We start from the raw sequence: 24,072 nt of genomic DNA, 5'->3' as shown, positions 1-24,072 counted from the left end.
GAGAGCCCTCACATTCGGAAGACGCCGAAGCCGCCGCGCGCGCCCTCGACCGGTGCGTTGTGGATGGCGGACAGGCAGAGCCCGAGGACGGTGCGGGTGTCCCTCGGGTCGATGACCCCGTCGTCGTACAGCCGCCCGGAGAGGAACACGGGCAGCGACTCCGCCTCGATCTGCGCCTCGACGAAGGCGCGCATCCCGGCGTCCCCCTCCTCGTCGTACGGGCGCCCCTTCGCCTCCGCCGAGGCGCGCGCCACGAGCGAGAGGACGCCCGCGAGCTGCTGCGGGCCCATGACGGCGGACTTGGCGCTCGGCCAGGCGAAGAGGAAGCGCGGGTCGTAGGCCCGGCCGCACATGCCGTAGTGCCCGGCCCCGTAGGAGGCGCCCATGAGGACGGAGAGGTGCGGGACCTTCGAGTTGGCGACCGCGTTGATCATCATGGCGCCGTGCTTGATGATGCCGCCCTGCTCGTACTCCCTGCCCACCATGTAACCGGTGGTGTTGTGGAGGAAGAGGAGCGGGATGTCGCGCTGGTTGGCGAGCTGGATGAACTGCGCCGCCTTCTGCGACTCGGCGCTGAACAGCACGCCCCGCGCGTTGGCGAGGACGCCGACCGGGTAGCCGTGCAGCGCGGCCCAGCCGGTCACCAGGCTCGGCCCGTACAGCGGCTTGAACTCGTCGAACGCCGAGCCGTCGACGATCCGGGCGATCACCTCGCGCGGGTCGAAGGGCGTCTTCAGGTCGCCGGGGACGATGCCGAGCAGCTCGTCCTCGTCGTACTTCGGGGGCGCCGCCGGCAGCGGATCCGGCAGCGCCTTGCGGTGGTTGAGGCGGGCGACGATCCGGCGGGCCTGGCGCAGCGCGTCCGGCTCGTCGACGGCGTAGTGGTCGGCGAGCCCGGAGACCCGGGCGTGCATCTCGGCGCCGCCCAGCGACTCGTCGTCGCTCACCTCGCCCGTCGCCATCCTGACCAGCGGCGGCCCGCCGAGGAAGACCTTCGACCGCTCCTTGATCATCACGGTGTGGTCGGACATGCCGGGGACGTACGCGCCGCCCGCCGTCGAGTTGCCGAAGACCACCGCGATGGTGGGGATGCCGGCGGCGGACAGCCGGGTGAGGTCGCGGAAGAGCGCGCCGCCCGGGATGAAGATCTCCTTCTGCGAGGGCAGGTCGGCGCCGCCGGACTCGACGAGGGAGATCACCGGGAGCCGGTTGGCGAACGCGATCTCGTTGGCCCGCAGCGCCTTCTTCAGCGTCCAGGGGTTGGAGGCGCCGCCGCGCACGGTCGGGTCGTTGGCGGTGATCAGGCACTCGACCCCCTCGACCACCCCGATGCCGGTGACCAGCGAGCCGCCCACCGGGTAGTCGCTGCCCCAGGCGGCGAGCGGGGACAGCTCCAGGAACGGGGTGTCCCGGTCGACCAGCAGCTCGATCCGCTCGCGGGCGAGCAGCTTGCCGCGCCGCCGGTGCCGCTCGGTGTACTTCTCGCCGCCGCCCGCGAGGGCCTTGGCGTGTTCGGCGTCGAGCGCGGCCAGCTTCTCCAGCATGGCCGCGCGGTGCGCCGCGTAGTCGGGTCCGCCGGTGTCGAGGGCGGAGGCGAGGACGGTCACAGCAGTTCCTCCGGTAGGTCCACGTGCCGGGAGCGGAGCCATTCGCCGAGCCCCTTGGCCTGCGGGTCGAACCGGGCCTGGGCGGCGACGCCTTCGCCGAGCAGCCCGGTGACGGTGAAGTTGAGAGCCCGGAGACCGGGCAGGACGTGCCGCTCGACCGCGAGTTCCTTCGTCTCCGGAAGCAATTCCCGGAAGAGCTCGACGGTGAGGGTGTGCGCGAGCCAGCGCCAGGCCCGGTCGTCCCGGACCCACACCCCGACGTTGGCGTCCCCGCCCTTGTCGCCGCTGCGGGCCCCGGCGACGAGCCCGAGCGGCCCGCGCCGGGTGGGCCCCGGCGACGGCGGCGCGGGCAGCGGCGGCTCCGGTACGGGTTCGAGCTCCCGGCTTTCCGGCGGTACGGGCACGGCGACGCGGGTCCCGTCGGGCAGCACCGCCGTGTGCGGGACCTCCCCGGCGGGGACGTACGCGGTCTCGAACACTCCGTAGGGGGCGCCCTTGCCGGGCGGGGCGGTCACGTGGAAGCCGGGGTAGCTCGCCAGCGCCAGCTCGATCGCCGCCCCCGACAGGGCCCGGCCGACGGCCTCCGGGTCCGGGTCGCGGACCACGAGCCGCAGCAGGGCGCTCGCCGTCTCCTCGGTGTCCGCGTCGGGTCGGTCGGTGCGGGACAGCTCCCAACGGACGTCCCCGGGGCGGGCCTTGACCGACGGGTCCGCGAGGGCGTCGTCGATCTGGGCGCGGACCAGGGCGGCCTTCGCCTCGATGTCGAGCCCGGTCAGGACGAACACGACCTCGTTGCGGAAACCGCCGAGCCGGCACAGGCCCGCCTTGAGCGTGGGCGGCGGGGCCTCGCCCCGCACCCCGGAGATCCGCACCCGGTCCGGGCCCTCCTGCGCGAGCCGCACGGTGTCGAGCCGGGCGGTGACGTCGGGTCCCGCGTACCGCGCGCCGCCCGTCTCGTACAGCAGCTGCGCGGTGACCGTCCCGACGTCGACGAGGCCGCCGGTGCCGGGGTGCTTGGTGATCACCGCGCTGCCGTCCTCGTGGAGTTCGGCGAGCGGGAAGCCGGGGCGGCGCAGAAGGTTCGGGTCGTGGGCGGCGAAGAAGGCGTAGTTGCCGCCGGTGGCCTGGGTGCCGCACTCCAGGACGTGCCCGGCGACGACGGCGCCCGCGAGCCGGTCGTAGACGCCGGACTCGCCGGGGCGTCCGGGCCGTCCGGGCTGCCCCGGCTCCCCGGACTCGTCGAGCTTGCCTGGATCGCCTGGCTTCCAGCCGAAGAACCATTGCGCGGGGCCGGTGACCAGGGCCGCGTCGGTGACCCGGCCGGTGACGACGATGTCGGCGCCCGCTTCGAGGCAGGCGGCGATCCCGGCGCCGCCGAGGTAGGCGTTGGCGGCGAGGACGCCGTCCCGCGCGGGCAGCCGGTCGCCCTCGACGTGGGCGATCCGGGCCGGGATCCCGAGCCGCCCCGCGAGCGCGCGCAGCGCCTCCGCGAGCCCGGCCGGGTTGAGCCCGCCCGCGTTGGCGACGATCCGGACGCCACGCTCGTGGGCGAGCCCGAGGCCCTCCTCCATCTGGCGCAGGAAGGTCTTGGCGTAGCCGGTGGAGGGGTCCTTGAGGAGGTCGCGGCCGAGGATGAGCATGGTCAGCTCGGCGAGGTAGTCCCCGGTGAGGACGTCCAGGCCGGGGGCGGGGGCGGGGCCGGTGACGGCGTCGGTGCCTCCACCGGCACCCCCGCCGGTCGTGCCTCCGCCGGTCATGCCTCCGCCGGTCGTGCCTCCGCCGGTGAGCATCTCTCGGACGGCGTCGAAGCGGTCGCCGTAGAAGCCGGAGGCGTTGCCGATCCGGAGGACCCGGCCCGTGCGGCCGGAGGGGCTGATGGGGCCGACGGGGCTCACGCGGCGCCTCCTTCCGCACGCTCCCGCGCGCCGCCCTTCGGCGCATCGGCCTCCCCCGCGCCGCCCCTCGGCGGGCGCCCCGGGCCCGCCGGGCCCGCGAACGCCTGGGCGAAGCCGAGCCAGCGGGTTGCTTCCGCTCCGAGCGGAACGAGGGCCGTGTCGTCGACGTGCACGCGCTGGGTGACCAGCAGGCAGAAGTCGAGCGCGGGCCCCCTGACCACCTGGGCCGTGCCCTCGGGGCCGTACGTCCACGGCTCCCCGTCGGGGGCGGTGAGTTCGAGCCGGAAGGGCTCGGCGGGCGGCGTCAGCCCCCGCACCAGGTAGGCGTAGTCCCGGGCCCGCAGCCCGATCCAGGCCACGTGCCGCAGCCGCGCGGTGGGGGTGCGGACCACCCCGAGCGCGTCGGCGACGTCCTGGCCGTGCGCCCAGGTCTCCATCAGGCGGGCGGTGGCCAGGGACGCGGCGCTCATGGCGGGCCCGTACCAGGGGAAGCGCGCGCCGGGCGGGGCCGCGCGCAGCACCGCGAGGAGCCGTTCGCGGCCGTCCCGCCAGCCGGCGAGGAGTTCGGCGGGCGGCAGGGCCGCGCCCTTCTCGGCGCCCTCGTCGACGAAGGTGTCCGGCGCGGCGAGCGCCTCGGCCGCCTCGGCGGCGAAGGCGGCGGGGTCGGTGGCGGCGAGCAGCGCAGCCCGGTCGGTCCAGGCGAGGTGCGCGATCTGGTGGGCGACCGTCCACCCGGCGGCGGGGGTCGGCGCGGCCCACCGCGCGGCGCTCAGCCCCCGGACCAGGGAGTCGGCCTCCTCGCTCTCGGCGGCCAGGTCGTCGAGCACGGCGGCGGGATCGGACACGGAGCGCTCCCCTCGGGGATCTGCGGTCACGGGCGGTGCGGGAACGGGACTCACGGGCGGTGCGGGAACGAGACTCACGGGCGGTGCGTGGACACGACCCACGGGCGGTGCGGGAACACGACCCACGGGCGGTGCGCGGGCGGACCGCACACGTGCGTCGCGAGGAGCATGGCAGCGCCCCAGGAAACAATCAAGCACGCTTGCATGATTTTCGGATGACCCCGCGTCATCCTCCGGACGTACCCGCCCGCCCCTCCCCCGACGACTCCCGGATGACCCCGAATCGTGCCTCGCGGGGCCGAGAACGACCCTTCCCCGCTCCTAGCGTGGAGGCATGTCGTCGTCCCCGTCCCCCTCCCGGTCCTCCCGGTCCTCCCGCCCCGCCTCGCTGCTGGGCTTCACCGTCAAGGACTTCCGGGCCCAGCTGCGCCAGCTCGTGCTCACCGGCGCCGCCGTCGCCGTCGGCGTCGCCTTCCTGGTGCTGTCCGTCGGCGGCGCGGGCGCGCTCGTCCAGTCGTACGAGCAGTCGGCGGCGGCCGACGTCGGCACCGCGCCCGTCCAGGTCGCCGGCCGCGACGGCGCCCCGCTGCCCGCCGGCACCGCCGCCCGCGCGGCGCAGCTGCCGCAGGTCGCCGGGGTCGCCGAGCGGCTCGTCGGCCACGCCAACGTGCTCACCCCCACCGGCCGCCCGCTCGACGACCGGGCCCTGGTCACCTCCATCGCCGCCGACCCCGCCCTGCGCTGGCAGCGCCTGGACTCCGGCCGCTGGCCCGAACGCCCCGGCGAGATCGTCCTCGACCGGGACAGCGCGTCCCGGGCCGGCGCGGCGGTCGGCGGCACCGTCCGCGTCACCCGGGCCGCCGGCGGCACCACCGAGGCGCGCCTCACCGGCCTCCTCGACACCTCCGCCTCCCAGGCGCTCGGCTCCCAGCCCGCGATCGGCGTCCCGTACGCCCAGGCCGCGACGTACGCCACCGGGCTGCGCGCCACCCACCTGGACCTGAGCCTGCGCCCCGGCGCCGAGCCGCTCGCCGTCGCCAAGGCGGCCAAGAAGGCGCTCGGCGGCGAGATCACCGCCCGTACCCACGCCGGGGCGGTCGAGGAGACCAAGCAGAACAGCCGGAGCATGTACGCGGTGGTGCTCGCCGCCGCGCTCTCCTTCGTGCTCATCGCCATGGCCGTGGCGCGGATGGTCGTCACCAACACCTTCTCCGTCGTCCTCGCCCAGCGCGCCCGCCAGCTCGCCCTGCTGCGCTGCGTGGGCACCGACCGCGACCAGCTCCGCAAGATCATCCGCCGCCAGGGCCTGATGCTCGGCGTGCTCGCCTCCGCCACCGGGCTCGCGGCGGGCGCGGGCGCCTGCGCCCTCGGCACCCTCGCCCTCAACGGCCTCGCCGACCTCGGCCCCGTGGAACTGACCCTGATGCCGGGCCGCTGGACCTTCGTCCTCGGCGGGCTGTTCGGCGTGCTGCTCACCTTCTGGGCGGTCCGCAAGCCCGCGAAGGCCGCCTCCGCCGTCCCGCCCGTCGCCGCGCTCGCCGCCAGCGGCGCGGCGGCGCTGCCCGAGCCCGGCAGCCGCGCCGTGCGCGAGGCCGTCTCGGTCCTCATGCTGGTCTCCGGCGCGGGCCTCCTCGCGGTCGGCGCCCTCGGCGGCTCGCCGATGGCGCTGCTCGCGGTGACCCTCGGCTCGATCCTCACCTTCTTCGCGGTGCTGCGGTACGCGCGGTACGTGCTGCCGCCGGTCGTCGGCCTGATCGGGCTGGCCCTGCGCCGCCGCTTCGGCACCGTCGGCCGGCTCTCCGTGCAGCAGCTGCGCGCCAACGCGGCCCGCACCGGCGCCGCCGCGTCCGCGATGCTGGTCGGCGTGACGGTGGCGGTGTCGGCGGTGACCGCGATCGGCGTCACCAAGGGCGGCCTGGAGGAGCTGCTGGCCGGGCGGACGCCCGCGGTGTTCGCGCTGGACTCCGACGACGACCGGATCCCGGCCGACGCGCTCACGGCCCTGCGCGCCGCGCCCGGCCTGAAGGTCACCCCGGTCCGTACCGCCACCCTGACGGTCGACGGGAAGCGGACCGTCGTCGCCACGGCGGACCCGGCCGGCCTGAGCCGCGACGCGGAGGGCGTCACGGCGGCCGGCGGCCTGAAGGACGGGCAGGCACTGTCCCTCGGCGGCCCGGGAACCCTGACGGTGAAGGGCGGTGCGGCCACGCCCGCCACCCGCCTGACCGCCGTCGGCGAGAGCGGCTCGATGCTGGCGGTCTCGCTCTTCCCGGAGGCCACCGTGTACGTGAACGGCGCCACCTTCGACCGGCTCGCCCCCGGCGCCGCGGCCCGCCTGTCGACGGTCCTGGTGAACCCGGGCGAGAGCACCGGCCACGACGAGGCCCGTGCCACCGTGGACCGCGCGCTCGCCGCGTACCCCGGCATCCGGATCGCGGACACCGGCTCCGACGCCGTCATGGTCCGCACGATGCTGGACCGGATGATGCTGGTGGTGACGGTGCTGCTCGGCTTCTCGATGTGCATCGCCGCGCTGGGCGTGGCGGCCACCCTGATGCTGACGGTGGAGGAGCGCACCCGCGAGTTCGGGATGCTCCGCGCGATCGGCCTCACGGGCGACCAGCTCCGCCGGATGCTGACCCTGGAGTCGGTGCTGCTCGCCCTGTCCGGCGCCGTCGCGGGCACAGCCCTGGGCCTGGTCTACGGCTCGCTCGCGGCCCGCTCGGTGATGAGCGACAAGGTCGCCCCGCTCCAGCTCCTCGCCTCGTCGGGCGGCACGGCCCTGACGGTCCTCGGCATCCTGGCGGCCACGGTCCTCACGGGCATCGCGGCCTCGGTGCTGCCGGCCCGGCGGGTGCGGCGGATGGGCGTGGTGGACGCGCTGCGGGCGGAGTAGCGGCCTCGGGGGGCCGGGGCCTCGGACCACGGCGGCCCCGGGGACCCGGGGGGCCTCGGACCACGGCGGCCTCGGGGGCCGGGGCCTCGGACCACGGCGGCCCCGGTGCTCAGACGGCGGCGGCGGCCGGGCCCCGGCGGGGCCGGGCGACCAGTTCGCCCCCGCAGTTGGGGCACACGTCCCGCATCGCGTCCGCGCACGGCACGCAGAAGGTGCATTCGTGGGAGCAGATGCGGGCGGGGCCCCCGGGGGTGAGGGGGGTCGTCTCGCAGCGTTCGCAGATCTCGCGCATGTCCAGAGCCATGCCCCCATCCTGCGAAAAGGCCCGCGGGCGGGAAACCGCCCACGGGCCAGACATCGACAGGATCGGGACGGCCCGATCCTGTCGGTCCCCGATCGGGATCAGGCCGTGGTTCCGGCCGCCCGCTTCACCTGGGTGCGGACCGCGCCCATGCTCGCCGCGATGACGAGGGCGATGGCGAGCGCGTCCGTCACGCCGAGGGCCTGGTGCAGGACGAGGAATCCGGCGGTGGCGGCGATGGCCGGTTCCAGGCTCATGAGGATGGCGAAGGTCGGCGCGGGCAGGCGGCGCAGGGCGAGCAGTTCGAGGGTGTACGGGAGGACCGAGGACATCAGGGCGACGGCGAGGCCGAGCCCGATGGTGGACGGTACGAGGAGCCGGTCGCCGGCCTCGACGATGCCGAACGGCAGGCTGATCACCGCGCCGAACGCCATCGCCAGCGCGAGCCCGTCGGCCTGCGGGAAGCGGCGGCCGGTGCGGGCGCTGAAGACGATGTACGTGGCCCACATGACGCCCGCCGCGAGCGCGAAGCCCGCCCCGGCGGGGTCGAGCCGGTCGAAGCCGCCGCCGCTGAGCAGGACGACACCGGCGAGGGCGAGGCCCGCCCAGAGCAGGTTGGACAGGCGGCGGGAGGCGATGACGGAGAGGGCGAGCGGGCCGAGCACTTCGAGGGTGACGGCGGCGCCGAGCGGGATCCGGTCGAGGGCCAGGTAGAACAGGATGTTCATGCCGGACATGGCGGTGCCGAAGGCGACGACGGTGCCCCAGTCGGCGCGGCTGTAGCCGCGGACCTTGGGGCGGCAGACCAGCAGCAGGACGGCGGCGGCGAGCACGAGCCGCAGGGTGACGACGCCGAGGGCGCCGGCCCGGGGCATGAGCAGCACGGCGACGGCGGAGCCGAACTGTACGGAGAGCCCGCCGGCGACGACGAGCGCGACGGGCCCGAGGCGGGTGGCCCGGGACGGGCGGGCGGCGGGCGCGGCGGTCCCCACGGGCACGGGCGTGGCCGTGGGCACGGCGGCTGTCTCCTTGACCGGGCTGTCCACCGGCGCACTCCTCAGCAACTCAACAAACGATCAAGAGTCCATTACTCTGAACCAATCGGTCCAGAGTAATGGACCGACCCCCGAGGCTCCAACCCTCACGCTAAGAGCCTCCGCGTGGCATGTGAAATGCCGATTGATCTGTGGTTATGCTCCGAAGACATGAGCCGGACGACCATCGAGCTCCGCCACCTCCGCTGCTTCCTCGCCATCGCGGAGGAAGGCACCCTCACCCGCGCGGCGGCCCGCCTCCACCTCACCCAGCCGGCCGTCTCCCGCACCCTCGCGGCCCTGGAGCGCCACCTCGGCGCCCGGCTCGTCGACCGCAGCACCCACCACCTCGCCCTCACCCCCGAGGGCCGCGCCTTCCACGATCGGGCCGTCGCCGCCGTCGCCGCCTTCGACGCGGCCGTCGACCCGGAGCCGCTGCGGCGCCGCCCGCTGCGCCTGGGCCACGCCTGGTCGGCCTTCGGCCCGTACACGATCCCCCTGCTGCGCCGCTGGCAGGCCGAACACCCGGGGACGCCGCTGGAACTGCGCCGGATCGACGACCGCACCGCCGGACTGCTGCGCGGCGAGGTCGACGCGGCGCTGCTGCGCGGGCCGGTGGAGGCGGCGGGGCTCGCGACCGAGGAGCTGCTCAGCGAGGCGCGGGTGGCGGCGGTCCCGGCGGACGGCCCGCTGGCCGCGCGCGCGTCGCTGACCCTCGCGGACCTGGCCCCCGAGACGGCGGTCCTGAACCCGGTCTCCGGCACCACCACCCTCGCCCTGTGGCCCGCCGCCGCCCGGCCCCGCGCCACCGTGACCGTCGCCAACACCGACGACTGGCTCGGCGCCATCGCCGCCGCCCGGGGCATCGGCGTGACCGCCGCCTCGACGGCCGCCCTCCACCCCCACCCCGGCGTCGCCTACCGCCCCCTCACGGACGCCCCACCCGTCCCCGTCCTCCTGGCCTGGCGCACGACCGACCAACACCCGGCGGTCGCACAACTGGCGGCACTGGCCCGGGAGATCGCGAACGGAGCGGAGTCCCCCGCCCCTTAGGCGGTGCCCGGCCCCCGCTCCTCCAGCGCCTCCGCCAGGATCTCCGCCATGTGCCGGGCCGGGTGGTCCGGGGCCGTGTGGGCGATCTGGGTGCGGCAGGAGAAGCCGTCCGCGAGGATCAGGGTGTGGGGGGCGGCGGCGCGCAGGGCGGGGAGCAGGCGGTCCTCGGCGCAGGCGGCGGAGACCCGCTCGTGGCCCGGTTCGAAGCCGAAGTTGCCCGCGAGGCCGCAGCAGCCGCCGACCGGCTCGCCGGTCAGGCCCGCGCGGGCGCGCAGCCTGCGGTCGGCCGCGTCGCCCAGCACCGCGTGCTGGTGGCAGTGGGTCTGGCCGGTGACCGGGCGGTCGACGCGGGGCGGGGACCAGTCCGGGGCCAGCTCCTCCAGGGCCTCGGCGAAGGTGCGGACGGCGCCGGCGAGGAGGGCGGCGCGCGGGTCGTCGGGGAGGAGGGCGGGCAGGTCGGCGCGGAGGGCCGCCGCGCAGGAGGGCTCCAGGACGACCAGGGGCCCGGGGACGGCGAGGGCCACCGCCTCACCCGTACCCGACGGGTCCTCCGTCAGGACGTCGAGCGTGCGGCGCAGGACCTTGCGGGCCGCGTCCAGGCGGCCCGTCGACAGGTAGGTGAGCCCGCAGCAGACCCGGCCGGGGGGCAGCGCGACGCCCAGGCCCGCGTCCTCCAGGACACGGACGGCGGCCCGGCCCGCCTCGGGGGCGAGGTGGTCCGTGAAGGTGTCGGGCCACAGGGTGAGGGCGGGCGGCCGGTCCGAGGCGCGTTCGGCGAACCAGGCGGTGAGGGTCTCCCCCGCCACCCTCGGCAGCCGCCGCTCCGGGCTGAGGCCCGCGAGCCGCGCCGCGAACGGCAGCCGCGCCGCCGCGTTGAGCGCCGGGCCGAAGTGGTCGAGCAGGCGCGGCAGTCCGCCCATGGTCCAGTGCGCGCGGGGCCGCGCCCAGGTGCGCCCGGCGTAGTGCTCGTCCAGGAAGCGCGCCTTGTACGTGGCCATGTCGACACCGGCCGGGCAGTCGCTGTGGCAGCCCTTGCAGGACAGGCACAGGTCGAGCGCCTCGCGGACCTCCGCCGAGCGGGCGCCGTCCGTGATGATCTCGCCCAGCGCCATCTCGTGCAGCAGCCGGGCCCGGCCGCGCGTGGAGTGCCGCTCCTCGCCGGTCGCCCGGTAGGACGGGCACATCACGCCGGGGCCGGAATCCGGGCCCGTGGTACGGCACTTGGCGACACCAACGCAGCGGGCGACCTCGCGCCCGAGGCCCACCACGGGCAGCTCCGCGAAGCGCAGCCCGGAGTCGAGCGGCTCGGGGCGGACCAGCATCCCCGGGTTGAGGCCGCCCGCCGGGTCCCACAGGTCCTTGACCTCGCCGAACAGGCGGACGAGCTCGTCCCCGTACATGCGCGGGAGCAGTTCGGCCCGCGCCTTGCCGTCGCCGTGCTCGCCGGAGAGGGAGCCGCCGTGGGCGACGACGAGGTCGGCCACCGCCTCGGAGAAGCGGCGGAAGTGCCGTACCCCGGGCGCGGTGTAGAGGTCGAAGTCGATGCGGACGTGCACGCAGCCGTCGCCGAAGTGTCCGTACGGGACGCCCCGCAGCCCGAATTCCTTCAGCAGCGAGCGGAACGAACGCAGGTACGCGCCGAGCCGGGCCGGCGGCACCGCGCAGTCCTCCCAGCCGGGCCACGCCTCGCCGCCGCCGGGCAGCCGGGTCGCGGTCCCCGCCGCGTCCTCCCGGATCCGCCACAGCGCCCGCTGCCCGGCCGGGTCCGCGACGACCCGCGAGTCGAGCGCGTCGGCCGCCCGCACCAGGGCCCCGGCGGCCCCGGCTCCGTCGGTCTCCACGAACAGCCAGGCCCCGCCCCTCGGCAGGCCCGCCGCCGCGCCGGGGTCGCGGACCAGGTCGGCGGCCATCCCCTCGACGGTCAGCGGCCCGAGCGGCAGCAGCCCGGCCGCCGCGTCGGCCGCCGCGCCCTCGTCGGGGTAGCCGAGGACCACCAGGGTCGGTTCCGCAGGGAGCGGAACCAACCGCAGCTCGGCCTCCGTCACCACGCCCAGCGTCCCCTCGCTGCCGCAGAGGAAGCGGGCCACGTCGGCGCCCCGCTCCGGCAGCAGCGCGTCCAGGGCGTAGCCGGAGATGCGCCGGGGCAGCCCCTCGGGGTAGCCGGTGCGCAGCGCCGCCAGGTTGCGGCCGACCAGCTCGCGCAGCCCGGCGGGCGCCCCCGCCCCGTCGCGGCCCGCGCGCAGCCGCTCGCCGCCGTAGGTGACGACGTCGAGCCCGCGCACGTTGTCGGCGGTGGTGCCCCAGGCGACCGAGTGGGAGCCGCAGGCGTTGTTGCCGATCATGCCGCCGAGGGTGCAGCGGCCGTGCGTGGACGGGTCGGGGCCGAAGGTGAGGCCATGCGGGCGGGCCGCCTCCCGCAGCCGGTCGAGCACGATGCCGGGCTGCACGACGGCCGTGCGGGCCGCCGGGTCGAGGGCGACGAGGGAGCGCAGGTACCGGGTGAGGTCGAACACGACACCCGTTCCGGTGGCCTGTCCGGCGATGGAGGTGCCCCCGCCACGGGGGACGACGGGCACCCCGAACGTACGGCAGACGGCCAGCGCGGCGGCCACGTCGGCGGCGTCCCTGGGGGCGACGACACCCAGCGGCACCCGGCGGTAGTTCGAGGCGTCCATCGAGGTCAGGGCGCGGGCGGTGGCCGAGAAGTCGACGTCGCCCGCGAGCTCGGCGCGCAGCGTCCGCGCCAGTTCCACCGTGTCGTATTGGTGTGATCCCACCACTCCAGGATGTCTCAGTCCTCGTCTCATCGGGCGGACATGCCGCAACCGCGCCTCCACCGACCCGATACGCTCCGCCTCGTGGCCGATATCCAGATTCCCGCTGACATCAAGCCCGCCGATGGCCGTTTCGGCGCGGGCCCCTCCAAGGTGCGTACGGAGGCGCTGGACGCCCTGGCCGCCACCGGCACCTCCTACCTCGGTACCTCCCACCGCCAGCCCCGGGTCAAGAACCTGGTCGGCGAGGTGCGTACCGGCATCAGTGACCTGTTCTCGCTGCCCGAGGGCTACGAGGTGATCCTGGGCAACGGCGGATCGACCGCCTTCTGGGACGTCGCGACCCACGGCCTGATCGAGAACAAGTCGCAGCACCTCACCTTCGGCGAGTTCTCCTCCAAGTTCGCGAAGGCCGCGAAGCTGGCCCCCTGGCTGGCCGAGCCGACCGTGATCTCCGCCGACCCGGGCACCCACCCGGAGCCGGTGGCCGAGGCGGGTGTGGACGTCTACGCCTACACCCACAACGAGACCTCGACCGGTGTCGCCGCCCCGCTGAAGCGGGTCGCGGGCGCCGACGAGGGCGCGCTGGTCCTGGTCGACGCGACCTCCGGGGCGGGCGGCCTGCCCGTGGACATCACGGAGACCGACGTCTACTACTTCGCCCCGCAGAAGTCCTTCGCGGCCGACGGCGGCCTGTGGCTGGCGGCGTTCTCCCCGGCGGCGCTGGAGCGCGCGCAGCGGATCCACGCCTCGGGGCGGCACATCCCCGAGTTCTTCAGCCTGCCGACCGCGATCGACAACTCGCTGAAGAACCAGACGTACAACACCCCGGCGCTGGCCACCCTGTTCCTGCTCAACGAGCAGCTCAAGTGGATCAACGGCCAGGGCGGCCTGGACTGGGCCGTGGCCCGGACAAAGGAGTCCTCGGACGCGCTGTACGACTGGGCCGAGGAGTCCAAGTACGCGAGCCCCTTCGTCACGGACGCGGCGAAGCGCTCGCAGGTCATCGGCACGATCGACTTCGCGGACGAGGTCGACGCGGCGGCCGTCGCGAAGGTGCTGCGCGCCAACGGCATCGTCGACACCGAGCCGTACCGCAAGCTGGGCCGCAACCAGCTGCGCATCGCGATGTTCCCGGCGATCGACCCGTCGGACGTGCGCGCCCTGACGGCGTGCATCGACTACGTCATCGAGAAGCTGTAGCCGTAGCCGTTACGGGATACGTCCCGAGCGGCCGAGAGGCTGACGGGCCGAGGGCCCCGGCGCCGGTCCGATACGACCGGCGCCGGGCCCTCGGCGCGTCCGGCGCGGGCCCCGGTCAGCCGCGCCGGAACAGGCGCTTGGCGCCGATCACGAGGACGGTGGCGCCGGCCAGGACGAGGAAGCCGACCGTGACGTTGCCCTTCTCGCCCGGCGCGGCGGCGGCCGACGGGGTCTCGGGCGAGCCGCCCGAGGCCCCGGACGGCTTTCCGGACGCGTCCGTCCCGCCGCCCTGCCGCTCCACCCGGATCACCCGGCTTTTCTTCCCCTCCGAGCCGAACAAAAAGGCCGAGCCGTCCGGGGTGTATGTCGCCGACTCGGCCTGGCCCTGGAAGGGGGCGCCGACCGAGGTGCCGGGGCCGTCGATCCGGCCGTCCTTCCAGACGTACTCCTCCGCCAGGAGGTAGCCCCGCAGCAGCAGCCGGTCGCCGGACGGGGAGAAGGCGCCGTCGGTCACCCACGGGACCTCGCCGATGCGGCGGAAGACGTTGGTGCCGGAGGTGCTGAGGTGTTCGGGGCCCTGGTAGAGGCCGCCGCCGCTCTTGTTCTTGCTGGCGATGTAGACCCGGCCGGTCTTCGGATGGACCATCAGGGCCTCGGCGTCGCGGGCCCCGTCGGCGTACTTCACGTCGTACTGGGTGGCCCGGACGGTCTGGTCCTTCAGCTCCTTCGGCTCGGGGAAGCGGTAGATCCAGACGTGGTCCCAGGAGCCGTTGAGGTTGTCGCCGATGTCGCCCACGTAGATGTCGCCGTCCGGGCCGACCGAGATGGCCTCCATGTCGCGCGGGGTGCCGACGCCCTTCATGGTGAGGGTCGCGACCGTCTCGCCGGTGCGCGAGTCCACGCCGTAGATCAGCGGGGCGTCCTGGTCGTTGTGCGTCCAGTAGATCCCCGGGTGGGCGCGGCTCGCGGCGAGACCGCTGGACTCGGTGATCCTCGGGTCCTGGATGGTGAATTCGTGGTCGGGGTCCGCCGCGGCGGCGGGGACCGCCGAGAGCAGGACGAGGGCCGCCGTTCCCAGGGCGCACAGAGCAGGTCGCATGGACTCCAGCCTGCCACGGGCACCGCGGCCCGGCCGGGGGATCCGGGCGGCGGGGTCCCGCTGGTGGGGGGGGCCGGGTGGCGGGGATCACGTCGCAGGGGTCCGGCGGGGTCGGTGATGATGGTCGCCATGCGTTTTCTGTTCGTCGGCGACAGCATGACCATCGGACGCGCCGGCGACTTCACCTGGCGCTACCGCATGTGGCGGCACCTGGAGTCGGTGCGCCCCGGGGCGTACGAGATCGTCGGCCCGCGCGCCGCGCTCTACGAGCCCGGCGCCGACGCGCCCGTCTCGGACACCTACGCCGACCCGGCGTTCCCCGCCCCCGCCCGCCGCCACCTGGCCGGCTGGGGCGAGGGCTGGCTGCACATGGCCCCGCTGATCGGCCCGGCCGTGACGGCGAGCGGCGCGGACGTGCTGCTCGTCTCGCTGGGCCTGATCGACCTCGGCTTCTACACCAACAGCGACCAGACCACCGGCAACGTCCGCGCCTTCCTGGCCGCCGCCCGCGCCGCGAACCCCGGTGTCCGGGCCGTGCTGCTGCCGGTCATCCCGAACGTGCGGGCCGAGGAGGAGCCGGCCTTCGCCGCCGAGTGCGCCCGCTTCAACGAACTGCTCGCCAAGACCGTCGCGGACCTGGACTCGGCGGCCTCGCCCCTGCTGCTCGGCTCGGTCCCGGAGTCGTACGACCTCCGCGCCGACACCTACGACGGCACCCACCCGGGCCCCACCGGCGAGCACAAGCTGGCGGCGGCCTTCGCCGACGCGATGCACCAGGCGTGGGGGCTGGGCGGGCCGTACCGGGGCTGACCGGGGATGACCGGGGCTTGAACCGGCGCCGACCGGCGCCGACCGGTGCCGAGACCGTCCTACGGCGTGTCCGCGCCCGCGTCCACGATCGCGTCCACCTCGATCTCGACCAGCCAGCCCGGGTCGATGAACCGCGAGACCTCCACGAACGTCGTCACCGGGCGCACCGCGCCGAAGCGTTCGCCGTGCGCGCGGGCCGCCTCCCGCCAGGCCGTCACGTCGGTGAGCATGACCCGGGTGCGGACCACGTCCGCCCGCGACGCGCCCGCCTCCTTCAGCGCCGCCTCCGCGATGTCCAGGCAGCGCACGGTCTGGGCGTACACGTCGCCGGGGCCGACGAGCCCGCCGTCGGGGCCGATCGGCGCGGTGCCGGCGACGGCCACGTGGGCGCCCTTGCGGACGGCGCGGCAGAAGCCGATCTCGGGCTCCAGCGGGGAACCGGAGGGGACGTTCACGCGGGGGTGGGTGCTCATCGGCTGCTCTCGTCGGGGCGGTCGGGGGGATGGACGGGCTTACGGGTACGCGTACGGCCCGCCCGCCCGCATGGCCGCATGGCCGCTGCGGGACGGGCGGGCCCTGGCCGCCACCGACGACAGCGGCCCGGCGATGAAGCTGAGCGGCACCGAGGCCGAGTCGCTGGCCGCCCACGCCGCGCTCGACCCGTACGAGGGCTCCGCCGCCAGCAACACGGTCGCCCCGGAGTCCGACGGCTCCCCGGAGGCCACGGGCGACGGCGACGCCGCGACGGTCGGCGCGTCGACGAGCGCCGTCGACCCGGCTACCAAGGTCACCATGACCGCGAAGTCCACGCTGGAGGGCGTGCGCGGCATGGGCGCCACGGTGCCGATCGGCACCAAGGGCGAGTACTTCACCGTCAACAGCATGGGATACGTGCAGCGGCACGCCGCCGACGGCGGTGAGACGTGGGCGCGCACCAGCAGCTCCTTCTTCACCGACTGGCAGGTCAAGCCGACCCAGGTGTGGCGGGTGGAGCCGTACCCGGCGCAGATCCTGATGGGCTACAACGCGGTCTCGCCGTTCTCGGCCAACTCCGACTCCGGCTACTCCACCGGTGACCTGACCGGTGACGGCAGCCCGGACCTGGTGTTCTCCGCACAGGTCGGCACGAACCCCTACCCGCGCCCGTTCACCGTGCCGGGCTCGACGCTGAACACCGGCACGTTCGTCACCGTCCTCGACGGAAGGACCGGCCGGACGCTGTGGTCGAAGCTGTACAACCGCGCCTCCCTGGTGAAGATCGTCGACGGGACCCTGCTGGTCGCCGACGCGCCCCGGATGAGCGGCGACCCGCGCGTCCCTGCCGCCGCCACCATGACCCTGACCGGCATCCGCTTCTCCACGACCGCCGACGGCACACTCGCCCCGGCACAGACCTGGACGTATGACACCGGCGAGGCCCGGCGCGCCAACTGGGGCGACGTCCAAGACCTGGGCAGGGGCACGGTCGCCGTGTCCTGGAACCTGGCCAAGGCCACCGGTGTCGCCGGCCGGGGCCGCGTCCTCGTGCTGGACACGGCGGACGGCTCGGTGACCTGGCAGACCGACAGCATGCTGTACGCCCGGCAGCTGCGACTGGACGCCGGCCGCAAGCGGATCGTGGCGATCGAGCAGGCGGACACCACCGACGCCGTGCGCTACGAGGTCGCCGCGTACGGCCTCAAGGCCGGTCTGCGCTCGACGCTGGACAGCCGCGAGAACGTGCTGCCCACCGCCCTCGCGGTCGGCGACCTCGGCGCGAAGGCGGGCGACGAGTACGCCGTCGCGGAGTCCTCGCTCGACGAGAACCTGTGGATCAATGCCAGCACCGTCCGCGCCGTCGACGGCGCGGACGCGGGCAAGGTGCTGTGGTCGAGCACGACCAAGCGGAACGCCGCCAACGGTAAGGACGCGCCCAGCGTCTGGGGTCTGCGGGTGGCCGACGGCTCCTTGATCGCCTCCGCCCAGGACGACCGTGCCCTGGATGAGGCCGAGAACCGCGGCGGCCTGCGCTACGCCTCGCTGACCGTGTACTCCGGCAAAGGCGCCGTCAAGTGGCAGTCGAAGGGCGCCGCCGCGGCGCCCATGTACCAGGACGTCTTCACCGACGCCCGGGGCACGCACGTGCGCGTCGTCGACCAGTCGCAGAACGTCCGCACGTTCAAGCTGGGCAGCGGCAAGGCCGAGCACGTCACGCCGCTCCAGGGCGACATCGCCTACGCCAAGGGCGCCGACCTGAACAAGGACGGCATGTCCGACCTGATCATGGGCGGTTCGTCCGACGGCGTGTGGGCCTACTCGGGCCCGTCGCTCGTCGACGGCGGCAAGCCGCGGAAGCTGTGGCAGGCCACCGTCCCCGGCGCGGTCCACGACATCCAGACCGGTGATGTGAACGGTGACGGCCGGACCGAGATCGTGGTCGCCGCCGACACCGCGACGGTCGTCCTCGACGGAAGGACGGGCCGGACGCTCACCACCATCGAGGCCCCCGAGGGCCAGTTCGTCCGTTCGACGACGCTGGCCGACCTCGACGGCGACGACGAGCCGGACCTCCTCGTCCCGACGGACGCGCTCCGCGCCTACCGCGGCGACGGCCACGCCCTGTGGGCGTACCGCGCTCCCACCTCGGCCGGCGACGTGCGCTTCGCCGACCCGTCGGTGAACGACGGCCGGGTGTACGCCTCGTACGCGAGCCTCGACGCGTACGACCTCGCCGCCCCGGTGACGAACGCGGTCGCGCTGAACGCCGGCACCGGCGAGGTCCGCTGGTCCGTGGCGCCGACGCCGCCCGCCACAGCGGTCGGCGGCATCCGCACCGCCATCCCGAACGAGGGTGTCTTCGCCTCGAAGGAGATCCCCTACGCCGACGGGCACGCGGTGGTCTACCTGTGGGCCGTCAGCGCGCCCATCAAGTGGGACACCACCGCGCTCAGCCCGCAGAACTTCTTCGAGATCCGCGACGGCCGTACCGGCGAGGTGCTCCACTCCGGACTCGCGGGCGGCCTGTGGACGCACAACAGCTACTTCGCCAAGGACGGCGTGCTGTACGAGGGCGGTACGGCCTCGTTCCGGCGCTACCGGGCGAACGGCGACGACACGACGCAGCTCGTCACGCCGCAGTCGTACGGCGGTGGGTTCGTGACCGGTCCGGGCGGGCGTGCGCTCCTGGGAGCGGGCAGCGAAGCCGGCCTGTACCTCTGGGACCCGAGCATTCTCGACTCCGAGGACTCCTGGGCGCCGTCCGTCGGCAGCATCGGCAGCCTCATGGGCGCCCGCAACTACTTCGCGGGCGACCTCGACGGCGACGGCGTCGACGAGATGCTCACCCTCAACAGCGACGATCACGGCCGGGACCGTGCCGCCGCCCTGTTCGGCGGCGGGTACTTCGTCACCGACAACGGCATCCACCAGGTCACCGCGTACAAGCTCTCCTGAGCTCCCGCCGACGCGAGCCGTTGGACCGAGGCCCCCCTGGGCACACCGCCCGGGGGGCCTCGGCATGCTCGGTTACAGTGGCGCCCACATGAGCGAGCGACAGGGGAACCGGCCGGAATCCGCCGCTCCACTGCTCCGCCTGCACCTTTTCGGCGGTTTTCGCGCCACACGTGACCGCGGCCCCGCCCTCGCCGAACGCTGGCCACGGCCCGGCGCCCGCGCCCTGGTCAAGCTGCTCGCCGTGACACCCGGCCACCGCCTCCACCGCGATCAGGCCGTGGACGTCTGCTGGCCCGACGCCGATCCGCAGGCCGGGCTGCGCAGTCTGCGGGTCGCCCTGCACGCCGCACGCCACGCGCTGGAACCGGAGCTGGCTCCCCGCACCGCCTCGTCGTACCTGGTCTCCGACGGCTCCCTGCTGCTGCTCGATCCGCGGACCGTATGGATCGACACCGATCACGCGGAGGAGACGGCACTCGCCGCGCTCGCCGCCGGGGACATCTCCGCGCTGGCCCACGCCGCACGGCACTTCACCGGCGAGGTGCTGCCGGAGGACCGCTACGCGCAGTGGGCAGCGGCTCGCCGCGACCGGCTCGCGGGACTCGGGGAGCTGGTGCTGCTCGCGCTCGCGACGGCCCAGCTCGCGGCGGACGAGCATCAGGAGGCGACCGCCACCGTCGAACGGGTGCTCTCGGCGAACCCGGCCGAGGAGGCCGCCCACCGGATCCTGATGGAATCGTTCCTGCGCCGGGGGCTGCGCAGGCTCGCGGTGCGCCAGTACCACCTGTGCCGCGAGGCGCTCGACAGGGAGCTGGGAGTGCGGCCGAGGCCCGAGACGGAACGGCTGCACAGGCTGGCGCTCACCGACACGCCCGCGCCCGCCCTGTCCGCGCCGTCCCTGCCCGCACCCCTGCGGGCCCCCGCCGCGGCACCGCTGCGGGGCCGCGACGAGGTGCTGGCGCGGCTGCTCTCCGCCGCCGGGCCACCGGTGACACTGCTCACCGGCGAGGCCGGCGTCGGCAAGACCAGCCTGGCCCGCGAGGCGGCACGGCGGGCCGCGCGGTCCGGCACGGCCGTGCTGTGGGGCGGTGGACACGACGCGGAGGGGCACACGCCGTACGGGGCGTTCGCGGAGGCCCTGGACGGCTGGCTGGCCGAGTGGGACGCAGCGCGGCGCGCCCGGGTCGGCGCGGAGTATCCCGAGCTGGCAGCGTTCCTGCCGTCGCTGGGGAGTCTCCGGGCGGAGGACGAGCGGAGCCCTGAGGAAGAGCGGGACCGTCTGTTCCGGGCGAGCACCGCCCTGCTCGGCGACCTGGCCTCGGTCCGCCCGGTGCTGGTCGTCCTCGACGACCTGCACGCCGCCGACACCGGCTCGTACCAACTCCTCGGCCATCTCGCCCGGCGGGCGGCGGAACGCGGAACGGCGCTGCGGTTCCTGGTGACGTACCGGGAGGAGGAACTCCCCGAAGGCGACGCGCGCCGCTCGGTCATGGCCTCGCTCACGCGCCAGCGGCTCTGCGCGCGCGAGGAACTGGGGCGGCTCGGCAAGGAGGCGTGCCTGGCGGTGGTGCGCGACGCGACCGCCCACGCCCCCGGCGACGAACGGGCCCAGCAGGTGTGGGAACTCTCCCTCGGCAACCCCCTGTTCGCCCTCGAACTCGCCCGCCGCCTGCCCTACGGCGGACCTTCCGACAACGTTGCCCCCGACAGCGTGCGCGAACTGGTCGCCGACCGGCTCCTCCGGCTCGACGCGGACACGCGCCGGGTCGTCGAGGCGCTCTCCGTGGCCGGCGGGGAGGCCGCGCTGACCGAGCTGCTCGATGTCGCCGCACACGCGCTGCACCCCCCCGGTGTCCGACGCCGCGGCGACCGACGCCCTGGAGCGCGCCATCGCCGCCTCGCTCGTCGAGGAAAGGCAGGTGGTCATGGCCGGACGCCCTGAGGCAGGGGTGGCCTTCCGGCATCCTCTCGTCCGCCTCACCTGCTACGAACAGCTGTCCGTGGTCCGCCGCCGCCGGCTGCACACCGCTTTCGCCCAGGCGGTCCTGCGCCGGCGGCCGGACGCCGTCGACGCCCTCGCCTCGCACTTCGCGCGCGCGGACGACCCGCGCGCGGCCGCGTACCTGCGCCGCGCCGCCGAACGCGCCGCCGCGCTGTATGCCAACGACACCGCCGACCTCTACTACCGCGACCTCGTCGCCCGCCTCGACGTCGACGCCGCACGCGCACGGCTCGCGCACAGCCACGTCCTGCGCAGGATGGGCCACTTCGAGGAGGCCGCCGCAGCCCTCCGGCTCGCCCTGACCGAGTTCGAGCGCCGCGGCGACCACGACGACACGATCCTCGCCGCGGCCCTGCTCGCCGAGGCCCTCGCCAAGACCCGGGCCCCCGGCGCCGCCCGCCGGACGCTGCGCGAGCACCCGGTGACCGCCGACACCGCGCCGGAACCGGCGGCCGGCCACTTCCTCGCCCTGGCGGTCGTCCGCTGCACCCAGGGACGGTACGCGGCCGGAGCGGAGGCCGCCCGCCACGCCCTGACGGCCGCGCGGAAGGTCCCGGGAACACGGGGGCAGGGGCTGACGGCCCGTGCCTTCGCCCTTCAGGCCGCCAGTCTCGGCCTCGCCGGACACCTCGACCAGGCACGCGAGGCCGGTGACCAGGCGCTGGCGCCGGCCGAGGCGTACGGAGACCCCACGCTGCTCGGCTCGGTCCTCTCGACACTGCGCGAGAACGCGCGGCGCTCCGGCCGCCTGCGCGAGGCCGTCCGGATCGGAAGCCGGGCTCTCGCCCTGGCCGAGCAGTCCGGCGACCCGATCGCCGCCGCCTTCGAGCGCGCGAACCTCGCGGAGCTCCGTCTCCTGCTCGAAGAACCCGAGTCGGCCCGGGCCCTGGCCGAGCAGGCCGTGTCAGGCGCGGAGGCGTACGACGCCTGGTGCCTTCCGCACGCCCTCGCGACGATGGCGCGCGTGCGGGTGTTCCTGGGCGAGGCGGCGAAGGCAGCGGCCGTGGTGGACCACGCCGAGGCGGTCGCCACCACGCTCGGGGACCGGCAGGCGAGGCACGAGGTGCGCACGGCACGTGCCGAACTGGCGCTGTACGCGCGCCGCCCGGACGAGGCGCTGCGTGCCCTGGACGGCCACGCCGACGATGCCCCGGTGCTGGTGGCCTGGGCGGAACTCATGTCGGGACGCCCCGACACCGCGACGCGACTGGCGCGGGCCGAGGCGGCGCGAGCCGAGCGCACGGGCGAGCGGCTCGCCGAGATCGAGGCGCGGATCGCGCTGGGGACGGCCCTGCACCGGCTCGGCAGGACGCCGGAGGGCACCCGGGAACTGACCCGGGCCGTGGCATCGGCCGAGGCCCTGCCGTATCCGGCGGGAACGCGACGGGCGGCGTGGGCACGGGACCTGCTCGGCGAGACATCACAGGGCTGACCGGCCCGGCTCTGTATCCCCTTCCCCCGCCGTTACCGTCTTCGTGGCTCCGCAATGGGGCCTCCGGCCTTCGGGTCCGGCATGACATTCCCCCTGGTTGCGGTTGATGAGCGGTGCTGGTTGTGGTCGACCAGCCGGCCTCGATCGGGGCCCTGGCGCCGGCGGTCGCCCGGGACATGGGCTGCCCGGTCGCCTATCTGCCCGGGCTGACGATGCGGCGGATCGCCGAGCTGGAGATGATCGTCGGATTCGACGACGACCTCGCCGGCGAAGCGACCAGGGTCGCGAACCCGCTCCACGGCCTGCTCACGCAGATCCATCCATCGCCGGAGGCTGCTCAGGCGTCAGGCCGGTGCGAGTGGCGGCCTCGTGGAGCGGGGCGGCCGTCGAGGGCAGCAGGTGGAGCGGGAGCGCGAGCCGCGCTTCGCGCTGCGCGACCACGACGAGCAGATCGCCCCGGCGGACTCCAGGGCCGCCTGGAAGTGCGTACAGCCACCGAGGGCAGGGGCGCTGCCCGGAATGGGTGACTCCCCGCCGTGTCAAGCGGTTCAAGCCGTTTCCATCCTTGCGGACCCGAGATCGTCTCCGTGGAAAGACGTGAGGTAACCCTGGTCCCACCAGGGACCTCTGCCTTGACTGCACCGGGTTCGGTACCGGAGCCGTACAGCTTGCCCGCCCGCCTCACACGATCACTTGTCACTGTTCCGCGTCTCCACTCGGCTACGTTCCGTGCCGACACCGGCGCGGTGGGTGTGCTCGATGGTGGGTTCCGTGTCTTCTTCAGCCCCAGATGTCCTAGGTCCTGTCGTCAAATGTCACGCCCACATCAGGAGTGAGGCGAGGGTGACGGCGGCTTCGTAGGACTGGGCGGTCTTGTCGTAGCGGGTCGCGATGCCCCGCCACTGTTTCAGCCGGTTGAAGCACCGTTCCACCGTGTTGCGGCGCTTGTAGGCGTCGCGGTCGAAGGCCGGCGGGCGGCCTCCTCGGCTGCCGCGCCGGACCCGGTTGGCGATCTGGTCGGCCCGTTCGGGAATCGTGTGCGGGATCGCTCGGCGGCGGAGCCAAGTGCGGATCGCTTTCGAGCTGTAGCCCTTGTCGCCCAGGACGTGATCGGGCCGGACCCGGGGCCGCCCGGGTCCGATCCGAGGCACCCGGATCGCTTCCATCACCGCGGTGAACCGGGTGCAGTCGTTGGTGTTGCCGCCGGTCACGACGAAGCCGAGCGGACGGCCCCGACCGTCACAGCCCAGGTGGATCTTGCTGGTCAGACCGCCTCTGGACCGGCCGAGGGCGGGGTCGAGGAGCCCCCTTTTCGGGCCCCGGCCGCGTGCTGGTGGGCGCGGACGACCGTGGAGTCGACCGATACCAGCCAGTCGATGTCGCCCGCCGCGTCCGCCTTGGCCTGAGCGGCCCGCAGCATTCGGTCGAACGTGCCGTCCGCCGCCCACCTGCGGAAACGCGTATGCAGCGTGGCCCACGGCCCGTAGCGCTCGGGCACATCCCGCCAGGCCGTCCCGGTCCGGAACTTCCACACGATCCCGTTCAGCACCCGGCGGTCGTCCAGCCGCTTCCGCCCCCGCAACGACTCAGGCAGCAACGGCCGAACGAACTCCCACTCAGCATCCGACAGTTCATGACGACACATCACAACACCATGATCCACCAATGGTGATCATTTGAAGACACCGC

At 74.6% G+C, this 24,072-nt stretch carries 15 protein-coding genes and 2 pseudogenes; 8 read left to right on the top strand and 9 right to left on the bottom strand.

What is annotated here, in order from left to right; translation table 11 throughout:
• Positions 1 to 8: 8 nt before the first annotated feature.
• Genes AB0C99_RS01785 through AB0C99_RS01775 form a run of 3 tightly spaced genes read right to left on the bottom strand, consistent with a single transcriptional unit; the run spans position 9 to position 4,347 of the window.
• Positions 9 to 1,607, bottom strand: coding sequence for a carboxyl transferase domain-containing protein (locus AB0C99_RS01785; protein WP_362468170.1), 1,599 nt, complete (start codon positions 1,605 to 1,607; stop codon positions 9 to 11).
• Complete coding sequence (locus AB0C99_RS01780; RefSeq protein WP_362468168.1) at positions 1,604 to 3,502, bottom strand: acyclic terpene utilization AtuA family protein; 1,899 nt, start codon at positions 3,500 to 3,502, stop codon at positions 1,604 to 1,606. Before AB0C99_RS01780 ends, AB0C99_RS01785 begins: the two co-directional genes overlap by 4 nt.
• Complete coding sequence (locus AB0C99_RS01775; RefSeq protein WP_362468166.1) at positions 3,499 to 4,347, bottom strand: TIGR03084 family metal-binding protein; 849 nt, start codon at positions 4,345 to 4,347, stop codon at positions 3,499 to 3,501. Before AB0C99_RS01775 ends, AB0C99_RS01780 begins: the two co-directional genes overlap by 4 nt.
• 334 nt (positions 4,348 to 4,681) lie before the next feature.
• On the opposite strand from AB0C99_RS01775, the gene AB0C99_RS01770 reads away from it, so the two are divergent.
• Positions 4,682 to 7,243, top strand: a complete 2,562-nt coding sequence (locus AB0C99_RS01770) for an ABC transporter permease (protein WP_362468164.1) — start codon at positions 4,682 to 4,684, stop codon at positions 7,241 to 7,243.
• 109 nt (positions 7,244 to 7,352) lie between these two features.
• On the opposite strand, the gene AB0C99_RS01765 is transcribed toward AB0C99_RS01770, so the two are convergent.
• Both AB0C99_RS01765 and AB0C99_RS01760 read right to left on the bottom strand, forming a co-directional pair.
• Positions 7,353 to 7,547 carry a DUF1272 domain-containing protein gene (locus AB0C99_RS01765; protein WP_362468162.1) on the bottom strand — a complete coding sequence of 65 codons (195 nt, stop codon included), beginning with the start codon at positions 7,545 to 7,547 and terminating at the stop codon, positions 7,353 to 7,355.
• A gap of 98 nt (positions 7,548 to 7,645) precedes the next feature.
• Positions 7,646 to 8,542, bottom strand: coding sequence for an EamA family transporter (locus AB0C99_RS01760; protein WP_362468638.1), 897 nt, complete (start codon positions 8,540 to 8,542; stop codon positions 7,646 to 7,648).
• 207 nt (positions 8,543 to 8,749) lie between these two features.
• On the opposite strand from AB0C99_RS01760, the gene AB0C99_RS01755 reads away from it, so the two are divergent.
• The gene (locus AB0C99_RS01755) at positions 8,750 to 9,631 is read left to right on the top strand and encodes a LysR family transcriptional regulator (RefSeq protein ID WP_362468160.1); all 882 of its coding nucleotides are present in this window, start codon (positions 8,750 to 8,752) and stop codon (positions 9,629 to 9,631) included.
• Here the strand turns inward: AB0C99_RS01755 and AB0C99_RS01750 are convergent.
• Positions 9,628 to 12,438 carry an FAD-binding and (Fe-S)-binding domain-containing protein gene (locus AB0C99_RS01750; RefSeq protein WP_362468158.1) on the bottom strand — a complete coding sequence of 937 codons (2,811 nt, stop codon included), beginning with the start codon at positions 12,436 to 12,438 and terminating at the stop codon, positions 9,628 to 9,630. The two genes, AB0C99_RS01755 and AB0C99_RS01750, sit on opposite strands and share 4 nt — an antisense overlap.
• A 51-nt stretch (positions 12,439 to 12,489) precedes the next feature.
• On the opposite strand from AB0C99_RS01750, the gene serC reads away from it, so the two are divergent.
• A complete protein-coding gene (gene serC / locus AB0C99_RS01745; RefSeq protein ID WP_362468156.1) occupies positions 12,490 to 13,608 on the top strand; it encodes a phosphoserine transaminase in 1,119 nt (372 codons plus the stop codon).
• A gap of 115 nt (positions 13,609 to 13,723) precedes the next feature.
• Here the strand turns inward: serC and AB0C99_RS01740 are convergent, their stop codons facing one another.
• Positions 13,724 to 14,707 carry a WD40 repeat domain-containing protein gene (locus AB0C99_RS01740; RefSeq protein WP_362468154.1) on the bottom strand — a complete coding sequence of 328 codons (984 nt, stop codon included), beginning with the start codon at positions 14,705 to 14,707 and terminating at the stop codon, positions 13,724 to 13,726.
• 129 nt (positions 14,708 to 14,836) lie between these two features.
• Here AB0C99_RS01740 and AB0C99_RS01735 point away from each other — a divergent pair, with 129 nt between their 5' ends.
• Positions 14,837 to 15,517 carry a GDSL-type esterase/lipase family protein gene (locus AB0C99_RS01735; RefSeq protein ID WP_362468152.1) on the top strand — a complete coding sequence of 227 codons (681 nt, stop codon included), beginning with the start codon at positions 14,837 to 14,839 and terminating at the stop codon, positions 15,515 to 15,517.
• Between the two features lie 59 nt (positions 15,518 to 15,576).
• On the opposite strand, the gene AB0C99_RS01730 is transcribed toward AB0C99_RS01735, so the two are convergent.
• Positions 15,577 to 15,990, bottom strand: a complete 414-nt coding sequence (locus AB0C99_RS01730; RefSeq protein WP_362468150.1) for a RidA family protein — start codon at positions 15,988 to 15,990, stop codon at positions 15,577 to 15,579.
• Positions 15,991 to 16,060: 70 nt separating this feature from the next.
• Between AB0C99_RS01730 and AB0C99_RS01725 the strand changes: the two genes are divergently transcribed.
• From AB0C99_RS01725 to AB0C99_RS01710, 4 genes and pseudogenes are all read left to right on the top strand, one after another.
• Positions 16,061 to 18,949 carry a VCBS repeat-containing protein gene (locus AB0C99_RS01725; protein WP_362468148.1) on the top strand — a complete coding sequence of 963 codons (2,889 nt, stop codon included), beginning with the start codon at positions 16,061 to 16,063 and terminating at the stop codon, positions 18,947 to 18,949.
• 88 nt (positions 18,950 to 19,037) lie between these two features.
• Positions 19,038 to 20,891 carry an AAA family ATPase gene (locus tag AB0C99_RS01720; RefSeq protein ID WP_362468146.1) on the top strand — a complete coding sequence of 618 codons (1,854 nt, stop codon included), beginning with the start codon at positions 19,038 to 19,040 and terminating at the stop codon, positions 20,889 to 20,891.
• A complete protein-coding gene (locus tag AB0C99_RS01715) occupies positions 20,800 to 22,383 on the top strand; it encodes a hypothetical protein (RefSeq protein ID WP_362468144.1) in 1,584 nt (527 codons plus the stop codon). Before AB0C99_RS01720 ends, AB0C99_RS01715 begins: the two co-directional genes overlap by 92 nt.
• Before the next feature lie 110 nt (positions 22,384 to 22,493).
• Positions 22,494 to 22,715 (top strand): annotated as a pseudogene (locus AB0C99_RS01710) (IS110 family transposase); the annotation flags it as partial.
• Positions 22,716 to 23,198: 483 nt separating this feature from the next.
• Here AB0C99_RS01710 and AB0C99_RS01705 read toward each other — a convergent pair.
• Positions 23,199 to 24,028, bottom strand: a pseudogene (locus AB0C99_RS01705) (IS5 family transposase).
• Between the last annotated feature and the right edge of the window lie 44 nt (positions 24,029 to 24,072).

It is taken from the genome of Streptomyces sp. NPDC048659, from assembly GCF_040650575.1.
Classification (GTDB): Bacteria; Actinomycetota; Actinomycetes; order Streptomycetales; family Streptomycetaceae; genus Streptomyces.
Note: the sequence above shows the minus strand (reverse complement) of the source record. Positions and strands in the feature narration are given on the sequence as shown.

What these genes read in the sequence shown, in the direction of transcription:
- AB0C99_RS01770 (WP_362468164.1), top strand. Translation starts at nt 4,682, where the DNA reads ATGTCGTCGTCCCCGTCCCCCTCCCGGTCCTCCCGGTCCTCCCGCCCC.
- AB0C99_RS01765 (WP_362468162.1), bottom strand. Translation starts at nt 7,547, where the DNA reads ATGGCTCTGGACATGCGCGAGATCTGCGAACGCTGCGAGACGACCCCC.
- AB0C99_RS01755 (WP_362468160.1), top strand. Translation starts at nt 8,750, where the DNA reads ATGAGCCGGACGACCATCGAGCTCCGCCACCTCCGCTGCTTCCTCGCC.
- AB0C99_RS01750 (WP_362468158.1), bottom strand. Translation starts at nt 12,438, where the DNA reads ATGAGACGAGGACTGAGACATCCTGGAGTGGTGGGATCACACCAATAC.
- AB0C99_RS01740 (WP_362468154.1), bottom strand. Translation starts at nt 14,707, where the DNA reads ATGCGACCTGCTCTGTGCGCCCTGGGAACGGCGGCCCTCGTCCTGCTC.
- AB0C99_RS01735 (WP_362468152.1), top strand. Translation starts at nt 14,837, where the DNA reads ATGCGTTTTCTGTTCGTCGGCGACAGCATGACCATCGGACGCGCCGGC.
- AB0C99_RS01730 (WP_362468150.1), bottom strand. Translation starts at nt 15,990, where the DNA reads ATGAGCACCCACCCCCGCGTGAACGTCCCCTCCGGTTCCCCGCTGGAG.
- AB0C99_RS01725 (WP_362468148.1), top strand. Translation starts at nt 16,061, where the DNA reads ATGGCCGCATGGCCGCTGCGGGACGGGCGGGCCCTGGCCGCCACCGAC.
- AB0C99_RS01720 (WP_362468146.1), top strand. Translation starts at nt 19,038, where the DNA reads ATGAGCGAGCGACAGGGGAACCGGCCGGAATCCGCCGCTCCACTGCTC.